The following is a 12,513-nucleotide window of genomic DNA, read 5'->3' as shown; positions in this document are numbered from 1 at the left end:
GTTAGAATGAAAACTGCAAACTTGCGTACTGAATATACAAAAGCACCAGAAATTTCACGCAAATGGTTTGTTATTGATGCTAAAGGTCAAAGTTTAGGTCGTATTGCCTCAGAAGCTGCATTCATTTTACAGGGTAAGCATAAACCCTCTTATACTCCTCATCTTGATGATGGAGATTTTGTGGTTGTAATAAATGCTTATGATTTTATTTTGACAGGCAGAAAAGCTTCTACTAAAGTTTATAGGCATCATACAGGATTTCCTGGTGGATTAAAAGAGGTAAAACATTCGCTTATGATGCAAAAAAAACCATGGTTTCCTCTGGAAAAAGCTGTAAAAGCGATGCTACCAAAAAATAAGTTAGCACGCCGTATGATTAAAAAACTTATTTTAGTAGAAGGATCTGAATTTAAAAATTCTCATAGCAATATGATTATACAATATAAGATTTAAGAGGGAAATATGCCAATAAGACAAAAAGATAACAAAGTATACGCTACAGGTCGTCGTAAAACTAGCGTTGCTAGAGTTTTCATCACTCCTAATGGAACAGGAAATTTTACCGTTAATAAAAAATCACCTCAAAATTATTTTCCAGTATTTTTTAGAAATCAAATATTTGAGATATTTCAACTTACTAATACTGTAGATCAATTAGATATTTATTGTACTGTTAAAGGTGGTGGCGTTAATGGACAAGCAGAAGCTGTACGTCATGGATTAGCTAGGGCATTAAATTTATTAGATCGTGATAAATTTCGACCTATTCTTAAAGCTCATGGATTTTTAACTCGTGATGATAGAATGGTGGAAAGGAAAAAATATGGATTAAGAAAGTCTCGTAAAAAAGAACAGTATTCGAAACGTTAAAAACTATAAATACATTGTTATTTTTAATGATTTTGGAATTATTGATTGCATATGATATTGTCTTCTTCCGATCTTCTTACCGGCTGTAATTATAGCTGGTAATGATTCTTCTATTGGTCAAATTAATTATAAAAGATTGCCCAAAACATTTGATCCTTTTAGGGTAAATAATTTTTATTTTGAGAAAAATGTTATCTTGACTCTATAGTTGATTATGATTTGATAGGTGTAGAATTGTTACCCCAATAATGTTATAATAAAATGCATCTTCAGCAAAATGACGAATATCAGTTTTTAAATTTCTGTGTCAGAGATGGATGGAATAAATATAAAGAATCAAATTTTAAAGAAGTATTTTCTACAGTAGAATTAATAAACAGTTTATTCTATTTATTTCCTCACATTTTAGAAGTAATACAATATCATCAATATTACTACGGTATACACTGTACTGCTGGATATTTGTTCTTTATGCAGCAGCATATCTTGGTTACAAGAATATTTAGATTACAGGGATAGATTTTTATCAAGATTCTGTTGCTTATCCTTTTTAATTAGGCCAAAATTATTTGACAATAAGGGAACAATATTTTAATATTTCTAAAGAAAAATCTTTAAAATGCAATACTGATACATATTCTATAAAATTAGAGCCTAAAATATTATCAGTGATCAATGGACTTCCTGGTGTTAAATTATATTCTGTTAGTGATGAGAATTACATTAATCAATTTGTTTCTTTAGCCCCTGAGAATAATAGTGTATCTTATACCCCCCCCCCCCCCAATCAAAAACCACTAGATTCATAGAAAGATTGGATTCCTTTATCTTATCAAGAGATTTTTATAAGCTTGATAAGCGAGAAAATGTTTTTTTCACAAGATAAAGAGAATATTTATAGCAATATGTCCTCCTATAATTTTATTATTTAATTAAATGAGAAAAAATAATTTTTTTAATGCCTAGAAACGAAACTGGTTTAAATTCTAATATATTAAAATTTAGTGTCTTATATAAAAACTTCGGAACGTATGAACTTCTAAATATTACTAATATTATTATAGAAGGATTGATTTTCAATATTCAATGTTATTTTATCTTTATTGGGTAAAGGAATAATATTCATTTTTTGCTCATACATTAGTTCATTCAAAGTACTATATAATTTAGTATTTCTGTTAAATATCTGATAAATTAGTATTTTTTATTGGGTTTATTGTTAACTTATAATTTTTAATAATGTCTTCTATTAATATCGTATTTGAAAAAACATAATAGAGTGATAAACTGTATTTTCTCACTTTTTTCAATTCCTGATTTTTATTATAAAAATTAATAAACAAACGATAAATTAGTTTATTTTATGTGGTAACAGAAAAAATTCAGTATGATTATCTCTAAATAAGAATTTAAACTTTTAGAAAAAAGAAATGAAATAGAATTTTTAGGAAAACAGTTAGATATTTAACAATTAAAGATAAAATATTCAAAATAATTATATGAGAGCCTTTCTATGACATTCTCGTATTTGTAATTTTAGTTTTGTGAAGAATAAATCACGTTTATATAGAGGATTTAAAGACCATTCGCTATGTGTGGGTGAAATAGTGAGATTTTTAATTAAGCCAAAGTAAACACCATATCTAAAAGTCTCTTTTAGAATAGCTTCCGGATTGGAATGTCCTTGTATAACCAGTAATTTTACTGCTTCTTTATGAGAAATACTGTACTTAAAAGCTGGAATTGTACAATATCCACAGCAATAATGTTGTCGGTTTAATTCATAAAGTTGATGCAGGCTTCGAGAGAGGGTAATATTCTGATCAATTCCGTAATGTTTCAAGCAATGATCGAGCATATAATTGCTTTCCTTTGGATAATATTTTATAATAATTATTGTGCGTAGTTTTTGTTTTTTTGTCAAAATTTTAGAATGTAATTTTCAGGAGCACTTATGAAGTTGCTTAGAGAAGCTTGTGTCGAAAACTTCGATCAAGGATATCATGCTTTCCAGGAAGGGGCGGATCGTATAGAATTATGTGATAACTTAGCTGTTGGAGGTACTACACCTTCATATGCCACAATAGCATCTGCTCGAGAGTTTATTTTTATTCCTTCAGCGGTTATTATCAGAGCGCGTGGTGGAAATTTCGAGTATTCTGATATTGAAAAAAATATTATGCTTCAAGATGCTCAAGTGGCTCATGATTTGGGAATTGCTGGACTAGTTGTTGGAGCGCTTAAGAATTCTGAACTTGATATTGAATTTCTGCAGCAATGCCGTGATATTGCTAAGAATTGTGAAATTGTATGTCATATGGCGTTTGATGATACCAAAAATCTCAGTGAAAGTTTAAGTACTTTAATAAAGCTTGGTTATGATAGAGTCCTCACAAAAGGAGGATCCGGTAAGGCATCGGAAAATATTCCTGTACTTAAGCAGCTTGTCCAGCAAGCTGGTAATAAAATAACTATCCTTGTTGGAGGTGGCGTTGCCAAAGATAATTATCTTGATTTAGCGCGTGAAACAGGAGCAATTGAGTTTCACGGTAGGAAAATTATATAAAATCCCCCCTCGTAGCAAGGGGGGTAAGAGCTTGGAGAAAACAAGGAGGTGACAATAGTGTGTGTTAGGAGGCACTATTGTCTAAGAATCAAGTTTTAATTCCAACAGCCGTTTAAAAGTTATTATTTTTGAGGTGAAAAAGCAAATTATTCCATGAGTTTTTTTTGATAACGTCTATGCAATTGATATTGCGAAAATCTATGAGCTTCATCGCGTACTCTTTGCAGTACATGCAGAGCTACAGAATTTTTTGGAAGGATAATACTTTGTTTTTTGCCAGGAAGAAAAATTTCTTCTTCTTTCTTGGCCAGTGCGAGAATATCCACATTTGTAATTGATAACTCTTTCAATGCTTCAAGGCCTGCGTTAAGCTGCCCGTTACCGCCATCAACTACTAGGAGCTGCGGTAATGATTTATTTTCTTCAAGCAGCTGTTTCAATCTACGTGAAATGATTTCTTTCATTGCGATATAATCATCTTGTTGATTGCGTGCTTTAATATTAAAAAATCTATATTGTTTTTTATCAGGTTCACCTGCCTTAAAGTGCACCGAAACTCCACTAGCCAGCATGCCGTCCCATTTTGCAATGTCGAAACCTTCTATCGATCCTGGCATATTTTTAAGATTCAGTTCCTTTTGCAGTAAATGCAATGCTTCCAGCATATCAGGTTCGGAAAGCTGTTGTTCTAAGTGAATAGTAGCATTTTTTTCTGCTAGCTTGAGCAGTGTATTTTCATGGTCGTTTTCGGGAGGCCGAACGGTTAATGATATTTCATTTTCTGCAAACCATTCGGTCAATTGCTGAGCTGCCTCTGTGAAATCCTTGTTAACAATAATTCCGTAGGGAGTGACTTCTTCTTCGGAATATCTATTAGCGATGAATTCTTCAAGAATCAACGATGGATCATTCAAAACAATATTTTTATTGAGCGTATGTGCTGTAAATCCTAACTTTCCTGTTAATTTACCGTTCCTGATCAGCGAAACCGTAATACTATAATGTCCGTTTTTGCTGCTGATACCTATAATATCCAAATTGCCGCCATCACTGAGATAAATATGTTGTTTTTCATCCAAAGCATAAATAGCATCAAGCTGCTCTTTGTAAATTTGAGCTTTTTCAAATAATAATTCCCGGGCAGCATTTTTCATTTTTTCTTGAAGCGACTCAATCAAGTCCTGCTTGTTTCCCGATAAGAATTTCAATGCTCCTTCAAAGGATTCCAAATATTCTTTTTCATCAATTTTGTTGATACATGGTGCCGAACACCGTCCAATGTGGTATTCCATACATTCTTTTTTGGGTAGAGTTCGGCATGTCCGAAGTTTGAAAATTTTTTGAAGAACTTCTAAATTAGTTCTTACAGCGCCGGCACTAGTGTACGGACCGAAATATAAATTTCCGTCGTCGATGTGTGATCGTGTCATAATCAAGCGTGGAAATTTTTCCTTTATCATAGCTTTGATATAAGGATAGAATTTTCCGTCTTTGAAGTTGATATTGAAACGTGGCATGTGTTTTTTGATCAATGTAGCTTCTAACAATAAGGCTTCACGTTCGTTCTCAACTACAATAATATCAATCAGTTTGATTTGTTCGACTAGTAAAAAAGTTTTCAAATAAATAGGTTTCTTCGAAAAATACGAAGATACGCGTTTATTAAGATTTTTCGCCTTTCCTATGTATAAAATATCACCTTGTGCGTTTTTGTAGATATAAACCCCCGGAAGTTCGGGAATGTTGGCACGTTCGTAGGGTGTGAATACCCCGAAGACTTCTTTTGTGATTGTTTGTGAATTTTTCATGGCTGAAACCTTGCCGCTTTAAATTTTTTGTCGATAACATACTATTATAGACTTTTTTATCGAAAAAGTTTAATTTTCCATAAAGATAATCATTTGGAGAACATTATGAAAATTCTGCATACTGCCGATCTCCATCTCAAAGATGTCGAACAGTTGAATGTTGTGCGAACCATACTAAGGACGGCTCAAGAAAACCGTGCAGAGCTTGTTATTATTGCTGGCGATATGTTTGATGCTGCGGCTCATGGACGCAGCCTCGAAGCGGCATTACTGCCTTTGTGGCAAAGTTTTTCTGGAACTGTGTTGGTTGTCCCGGGCAATCATGACTGGAAATTTCTTCAAAACCGTCGGGAACTTGCTGAAAATGTAATTATTGCCGCACAAGTCCCATATTCAGTATGCGAGTTGGAAGGGATTTATTTTGTCTGTGTACCTTATCAAGAAGAAAAATCTCTATCTGATATTGCCGTGCCTTATTTTGAACCGGCTGTTCTTATCACGCATGGAACATACGGCTCTTCTGACAGTAAAGATTATTTTCCTATTCTTGCATCGGATCTGGCAGGACGGTATCGTTATACGGCATTAGGCCATTATCATACTTGGTTTGATAAATGGATCGACGGTTCTGCTGTAGTGAATCCAGGAGCTCCCCGGCAGACCCGGAAAAGTGATAAAGGGCCTCGTTATGTGTCTCTGATTGATACAGATACATGGCAGGTGGAACGTATTATTTTGCCGGTTTCTTTTATCGAGCAAAAAACTGTAGCTATTTCCGTGATTGACAGTGAGCGTGATATTGCGGAAAAGTTATACAGGGCTTGCGTTATGCTTATTGATTATCCTTGGGCAGAAATCGAACTGAAAGTGACAGGTTCATTGATTTTTTCGAAATATTCATTGTCGCAGCGTGTGAATCGTTGGATTAGTGATTTAGAACTCAATCAAATTGATGTTGGTCGAATTACATGGGATTTGGCCGGGCTCAAACAAATCTCTAAAGAAATTATGTATTCATCATTTGCTAGATCGATGATCGAAAAAATATCCACGGAATTTCCTCAGGAACTCAACTTACTGGCCCCGTTTCTTCTCGAAAGGCTCCAAAGCGAAAATGAACGATTAGTTGATTAATTAAGATTTTATTTTTTAGGGTTGTTAAAAATGATTTTTTTTGCTATAATTGTATAGAGACAAAAACAAGGAGTTTTTATATGAGTTTAGTTGGAAAACCTGCACCCGATTTTACTGCTACGGCAGCCCTCAATCAGGAGGAAAAAGAAATTCAACTTTCTGATTACAAAGGCAAGTTGATTTTATTCTTTTTTTATCCTTTCGATTTCACATATGTTTGTCCGACGGAAATCCGAGCATTCAGCGATAAACTCGATGAATTCAAAAAGCGAGGCGTTGAAGTTATTGGCTGTTCGGTGGATTCGGTACATTCGCATAAAGCATGGTTGCGTACCCCTAGAGAGAAGGGTGGTATCGAACATGTTGCCTATCCGATTGTTGCGGATATTACCAAATCTATTGCCCGAGATTACGGAGTGCTGATGGAAGATAAGGGTTATGCTTTACGCGGATCTTTTTTGATTGATAAAGATTTTATTGTACGCATGGAACAAGTCTATGATGGTCCTTTAGGACGCTCGGTTGAGGAAACCTTACGTGTTATTGATGCTTGGATATTTTTTGAGAAAAATGGCGAAGTCTGCCCTGCCGATTGGCATCCTGGTGACGAGGCTATGGCTACTTCTGCGGCAGGAATTACAAATTTCTTTGGCAAAAAACATTAAAATTTTATAGTTCATGGTTAGTTAGGAAGCTTTGAACTAACATAATTTAGGAGAATATTATGGACTTAAATTTGAATTTATCTTCTTTCAAAGTTTCCAAAAACATGCTCGATCCTCAAATTGTATATGACGTTATTATCATTGGCGGTGGTCCTGCTGGTTTGAATGCGGCATTATATGCATCGCGCAAAAAAATGTTTACAGCAATTATTACGGAAGATATTGGTGGTCAAATTACTCAAAGTACGTCAATAGAAAATTGGTTGGGTACGAAACAGCAAAAGTCTGATGTTTTAGTTAATATGTTTTATGAGCATGTCTTGGAATATCACCCTGTGATTGCAAAAAATACTAAAGTAGTGTCAATGGATGTTCATGATGAAATAAAAAAAGTGTCCTGTTCTGATGGTAATATCTATCAGGCTCTATCAATTATTATAGCATCAGGCAAATCACCTCGCAAACTCGGTGTATCTAAAGAATCTGAATTGACAGGTAAAGGAGTTGCTTATTGTACCACTTGTGATGGTCCGGCGTTTGCCGGGAAAAAAGTCGCTGTTGTCGGCGGGGGTAATTCAGGTGTGGAAGCAGCTTTGGATATGCTTGGCTATGCGAATGAAGTAGTAATTATTCAAGACATTGATCGTTTAAGTGCTGATCCTGTATTAGTTGACAGGATTATTGCTGATCCACGTATTTCTGTTGAGTATCAAGCTAAAGTGTTAGCCTTTGAAGGTGATTCGATTTTATCAGGTATTAAAATTTTGGATAAAGTTTCTCAGGAAGAGAAAATAATTCTGGTTGACGGTGTTTTTATTGAGATTGGATTAGTACCTTCTAGCAGTTTTGCTCCTGAAAGTTTGAAAAATCCTCAAGGCGAAATTATTATTGATGCTTTTTGTGCAACGAATATTCCTGGGATTTTTGCTTGTGGTGATGTTAGTATTGTGCCTTTCAAACAGGTGGTTATTGCAGCAGGAGAGGGTGCAAAAGCTGCATTATCGGCTTTTAGTTATGTTTTAAATAAAAAATAAGGAGCATTTTATGGCTGTGTTTGATCAGGAAACTACCGAACAATTAACCGGCATTCTCAGTGATATGGTTGATCCAGTTCATATTGTTTTCTTTAAAGGCAATAATGAAAAAAGTAAAGAAACAGAATCGTTTTTGAAAGAATTTGTTGAATTTTCGCCTAAGCTTCATCTTGAAATCAACAATATCGAAGGCCCTGAAGCAAAAAATTGGAATGTAAAAGTTTCCCCGGTATTATGGGTTACAACACCCGATTACAGCTTGAAAGGAGTGGGGTTTTACGGCACACCCGGCGGTTATGAAATTAATTCGTTTCTTATGTCTATTTTAGAAGTTTCAGGTAAAGTAGAGTCATTAACTCCCCAATACAAAGAAATTGTTGATGCGATCAATAAGCCGATAGAGATATATGTTTATGTTTCGCTGACTTGTCCTCAATGTCCCCAAGCTGTAATGAATGCGCATCGTTTGGCTGTTGAAAATTCTTATATTCATGCTTACATGGTGGAAGGACCTGCTTTTAAAGAATATGCTGAAAAGTATGGTGTTCAAGCGTTTCCTCATATAATTATTGGAGAAAAACAAGCCGAATTAATCGGTGAAAATGCTAAAGATATGAATCAGTTAATCTTAGCACTTAAAGAATTCTAATATTTTTCATTGAAAATCCTCTTTTATTAGTAAAAGAGGATTTTTTTGTTTAACAAATTTTTGCATAATTCCATGATATTTTTTATAATATACAGACTATTGTGGAAATGAAATATGATAAGAAAAAGTTTAGTTTTGAAGTTGTGTGAAGGATTCACAATGCAACGTTGGAATGACCAACTGCGACCTGCAGAATTAGTAGAGATTGATAAACAAGCCCATAAAATTAGTTTGGCATATTTCTTAGCTAGAGCTGTAGAACAAGAAGAATCTATAAACATGTCAAACCTTATAGAATCAGCTATTTTTGAGTACTTTGAAAGAATTGTTATCTCGGATATTAAACCTCCGGTTTTTCATAAGATCAAAGCAGATAGCGAACAATACAAAGCATTAAAGCTTTTTGTAAAACAAACAATGATTCCTTATATGAAAGGTCTGCCGGATATTTTTATCCATAGATTTTCTGCTTGGTGCGATCAAGAACAGCAAGATTCCCTAGAAAATAAAATTTTAGAAATTGCTCATGCCGATGCTACTTTATGGGAATTTAATTTGCTTCGCCATGCTAATCCTGATGGTTTTGGAATGGACGAAATCGATAAAGATATGGATATTCTCCGCAGAAAACATGCTGATCTACATCAATATTTGCGTTCCAAGCTTGAAACAAAACATATCCGCCAAGAGGAATCTGATTCTTTGTTTGCTAATGAAAATTATTCTTCGTATAGTCAATTGGTTAAGATGTTTGGTCAGATGCGTTTTCAGGTGCGTTGGGCTCAGTTGCACCGCGCCCCTAAAACAACAGTATTAGGTCATTCGTTTTATGTAGCTTTACTTACTTACTTATTTTCGATTATGACAGATGCTTGCAAAAAAAGAATTTATAATAATTTCTGGACTGCTGTTTTCCACGATCTACCGGAAGTTTTCACGCGCGATATTATTTCTCCGGTAAAAAGTAATGTTTCCGGCTTAGGTAGCCTAATTAAGCAAATAGAGGAAGAAGAAATCGAAAAAAAATTTACAAATCTTATTCCAGAACATTTAAGACCGGAACTTTTCTATTTTATTAAGGATGAATTTGCCGACTGTACTTTCGATGCTAATACAAATACAGTGGTTACTTATGCTGGCGGAATTCCTGTCGAATATAATCATAAGGAATTTAATCCTCGCGACGGTTCGTTAGTGCGTTTTGCGGATCAGTTTGCTGCTTTTATGGAGGCTGACCTTGCTCTTAAAAATGGTGCTATGGATCCCGATTTTACGACAGCAAAACAAAGAATTATCGATAAGTACGATAATATCAAAATTGTTGGTTTAGATCTCAAAGCATTTTTGTTGGATTTCAGATGAGGGGCATATATGGAATTTAATCGTGAGAATCTGGCTTCTTTAAGGGAGGAAGATATTGCCATTTGGGGTGAATATGCTGATAATATTAAGTATTCCGACCCGGAATTTGCTGAGAATATTTATCAAAAAATACTCTCTTTGGATGAAGAGCATACGACTGCTTTGTCGATTTATGCGGATTTTCTTCATGAAAATGGACGTTTCCGTGAAACGAAATTAATTTACACTAGATTATTACAGCTCGAGCCAGAAAATTCCAATTTATTTTTTAGGTTTGGTGCTTTTTGTGTGGAAACGGGAGAATTTGATCTTGCTGAAAAATATTTTATGCGTTTTTTTGAATCTGATGCTTTGGCTGCTGAGCGTTTGATGGATAAAGCAAATGAACTCTCAGAACAGGAAAAATTTCGTGCTGCCGAATGGTACTATCGATTTATGCTGCGGCAGATTCCTGATGATCCTTTTATTTTCAATAATTATGCTCTTTTGTTGGCCGATTTGGGGCGCTTTGTCGAAGCTGAAGAGTTTTTTAAAAAAGCTATTCAATCCGAAGAAAACTATATGGGAGCTTGTTTCAATTATGCTAATATGCTTTTTATGCTGGAGCGTATCGACGAAGCTGAATGGTATTATGATAAGTGTTTAGCCAACGATCCTGAAGATCTGCCTGTTCTTAATAATTATGGCTCACTTTTGATCCGTAAAGCAGAATTCCACAAAGCTGAGATGATTTTAAAGCGCATTTTAGGTATTAATCCTGCTGATTCTATAGCTCTGCAAAATTATGCCAATCTGCTCATGCGCGATGGCCGCTATGACGAAGCTCTCCATTGTGCAAATATTTGGATAACTTCTTATCCTGACTTTGCTCCGGCTTATTTTCAATATGCAACGATTTTAGTTGAAGCAAACCTGTTGAATGAGGCGGTTGATATGCTCAGAAAGGTTCTTGAATTGGATCCCCAACATGCTGAGGCATTAGCGTTATTGGCGGTCAGTTTGTCAGAATTGGGAGAGATCGAAGAAAGTGAACAGCTTTTCAAACAAGGATTGGTTTCGCATAGTGGCGATCCGATTTTACGATTCCACTATGCGGCCATGCTTTTTGATAATGAGCGCTACGAAGATGCCGAACGTTGGGCTAAAGCGCTTTCCGAGAGTGATCCTGAAAACGGTGAAGCACTCTGCCTTTTAGGCAATATTATGCATGCTCAGGGTAAAGTTTATGCAGCTCGGGATTTGTTTGAGCGTTCTCTTAAAAAGGATCCATCTAATCCGGAAGTATGGCTTCAAGCGGCTATTTTTTATCATGCGATACGTGATTATAAAGAGTCGGAAGATTGTTTCAGTAAGGCATTGCAGCTTTCACCGAATGACAAGAGAATTTTAGATGAAAAAATACGCTGTAATGATGAGAAAAAATCGTGAATCCGGAACTTGCTAAAACAGTAGGTGACTGGTTTGAAAAAAATCAACGGGCGATGCCTTGGCGTGAAAATCCGACAGCTTATCGTGTCTGGGTGTCAGAAGTTATGCTCCAGCAAACTACTGTGGCGACAGTTCATGGATATTTTTCGCGTTTTATGGAACGGTATCCTCAGCTTAGTGATCTTGCTTTAGCTGATGAGCATGATATTTTAGTTTTGTGGGCAGGATTAGGCTATTACGGCCGGGCAAAGAATTTGCTAAAAACGGCTCGTATTCTCAAAGAAGAAAAAAATTTCCCTCATAATTTCGAATTGCTGAAAAAGTTACCTGGAATTGGCGATTATACGGCAGGTGCTATTGCATCTATTGCGTTTAATTTACCCGTACCGCTTATTGACACTAATGTTGACAGAGTATTGGGCCGATTTTTTGCACTGAAAAGGAGTGAAAAATTTTTCTTGAAAAATATTCATGCTCAAGCAGAATTTTTGGTAAATCAGGTATCGAAATACGGAATTCCTCCTAAAATCTGGAATCAGGCTCTTATGGAAATAGGAGCATTGTTGTGCACGGCAAAAAAAACCTTGTGTTCGGAATGTCCTTTACGTGGATTTTGTAAAGCACAAAATTTATCGCCTTTAGATTTTCCCGGAGCAAAACCTAAACCACAGATCAATATTAAACATGAATCTGTTACTATTTTAGAAAAAGATAATCAAGTTGTTTTAGAAAAGATAGTCTCGGGCAACAGGAGGAGAGGATTATATGATCTGCCCCATCAATCTACAGGTAAGAAAATATGGGAATTTTCTTACAGGATATGCAATGATAAAGTGTATAGAACAGTCTATAAAAAACAATTAGCTGGAGAATTGAATAATAATTGGATACTTGTAAATATTAGTGATCTTGATTTATATCCTTTGATATCGCCAGCAAAAAAAATAATTAATAAAATATATTATGTTACTGTAAAAAATAATTGACAAAATGAAAT

Annotated in this window: 13 protein-coding genes; 12 read left to right on the top strand and 1 reads right to left on the bottom strand. The window is 35.1% G+C overall.

All coding sequences use genetic code 11. The features are described from left to right. The first annotated feature begins 21 nt into the window (after positions 1 to 21). From rplM to BM018_RS00275, 5 genes are all read left to right on the top strand, one after another. The gene (rplM, locus tag BM018_RS00295) at positions 22 to 453 is read left to right on the top strand and encodes a 50S ribosomal protein L13 (RefSeq protein ID WP_234945086.1); all 432 of its coding nucleotides are present in this window, start codon (positions 22 to 24) and stop codon (positions 451 to 453) included. A 9-nt stretch (positions 454 to 462) separates the two neighbouring features. After that, a complete protein-coding gene (rpsI, locus tag BM018_RS00290) occupies positions 463 to 870 on the top strand; it encodes a 30S ribosomal protein S9 (RefSeq protein ID WP_092316975.1) in 408 nt (135 codons plus the stop codon). A 70-nt stretch (positions 871 to 940) separates the two neighbouring features. Next, positions 941 to 1,078 (top strand): alpha-2,3-sialyltransferase, encoded by a 138-nt coding sequence (locus BM018_RS08240; protein ID WP_092318173.1) that lies wholly within the window; start codon positions 941 to 943, stop codon positions 1,076 to 1,078. A gap of 361 nt (positions 1,079 to 1,439) precedes the next feature. Next, the gene (locus BM018_RS07525; protein WP_143280353.1) at positions 1,440 to 1,679 is read left to right on the top strand and encodes a hypothetical protein; all 240 of its coding nucleotides are present in this window, start codon (positions 1,440 to 1,442) and stop codon (positions 1,677 to 1,679) included. Positions 1,680 to 2,824: 1,145 nt separating this feature from the next. Further along, the gene (locus BM018_RS00275) at positions 2,825 to 3,436 is read left to right on the top strand and encodes a copper homeostasis protein CutC (RefSeq protein ID WP_092316969.1); all 612 of its coding nucleotides are present in this window, start codon (positions 2,825 to 2,827) and stop codon (positions 3,434 to 3,436) included. Positions 3,437 to 3,582: 146 nt separating this feature from the next. On the opposite strand, the gene uvrC is transcribed toward BM018_RS00275, so the two are convergent. After that, on the bottom strand, positions 3,583 to 5,244 hold the full coding sequence (uvrC, locus tag BM018_RS00270) for an excinuclease ABC subunit UvrC (RefSeq protein ID WP_092316966.1): 1,662 nt from the start codon (positions 5,242 to 5,244) through the stop codon (positions 3,583 to 3,585). A 105-nt stretch (positions 5,245 to 5,349) separates the two neighbouring features. On the opposite strand from uvrC, the gene BM018_RS00265 reads away from it, so the two are divergent. From BM018_RS00265 to BM018_RS00235, 7 genes are all read left to right on the top strand, one after another. Further along, positions 5,350 to 6,378 carry a metallophosphoesterase family protein gene (locus BM018_RS00265; RefSeq protein WP_092316963.1) on the top strand — a complete coding sequence of 343 codons (1,029 nt, stop codon included), beginning with the start codon at positions 5,350 to 5,352 and terminating at the stop codon, positions 6,376 to 6,378. Between the two features lie 80 nt (positions 6,379 to 6,458). Then, positions 6,459 to 7,043 carry a peroxiredoxin gene (locus BM018_RS00260; protein WP_092316960.1) on the top strand — a complete coding sequence of 195 codons (585 nt, stop codon included), beginning with the start codon at positions 6,459 to 6,461 and terminating at the stop codon, positions 7,041 to 7,043. A 59-nt stretch (positions 7,044 to 7,102) separates the two neighbouring features. Then, positions 7,103 to 8,077, top strand: coding sequence for an NAD(P)/FAD-dependent oxidoreductase (locus tag BM018_RS00255; protein WP_092316956.1), 975 nt, complete (start codon positions 7,103 to 7,105; stop codon positions 8,075 to 8,077). A gap of 10 nt (positions 8,078 to 8,087) precedes the next feature. Then, positions 8,088 to 8,726: a thioredoxin family protein gene (locus BM018_RS00250; protein ID WP_092316953.1), complete on the top strand. Its 639-nt coding sequence runs from the start codon at positions 8,088 to 8,090 to the stop codon at positions 8,724 to 8,726. A gap of 114 nt (positions 8,727 to 8,840) precedes the next feature. After that, positions 8,841 to 10,088 (top strand): YfbR-like 5'-deoxynucleotidase, encoded by a 1,248-nt coding sequence (locus BM018_RS00245; protein WP_092316950.1) that lies wholly within the window; start codon positions 8,841 to 8,843, stop codon positions 10,086 to 10,088. 9 nt (positions 10,089 to 10,097) lie between these two features. Next, a complete protein-coding gene (locus tag BM018_RS00240) occupies positions 10,098 to 11,516 on the top strand; it encodes a tetratricopeptide repeat protein (RefSeq protein WP_092316947.1) in 1,419 nt (472 codons plus the stop codon). Beyond that, positions 11,513 to 12,502, top strand: coding sequence for an A/G-specific adenine glycosylase (locus tag BM018_RS00235; protein ID WP_092316944.1), 990 nt, complete (start codon positions 11,513 to 11,515; stop codon positions 12,500 to 12,502). Before BM018_RS00240 ends, BM018_RS00235 begins: the two co-directional genes overlap by 4 nt. Positions 12,503 to 12,513 lie beyond the last annotated feature (11 nt).

The sequence above is a fragment of the Brevinema andersonii genome, assembly GCF_900112165.1.
GTDB classification, from domain to species: Bacteria; Spirochaetota; Brevinematia; order Brevinematales; family Brevinemataceae; genus Brevinema; species Brevinema andersonii.
Note: the sequence above shows the minus strand (reverse complement) of the source record. Positions and strands in the feature narration are given on the sequence as shown.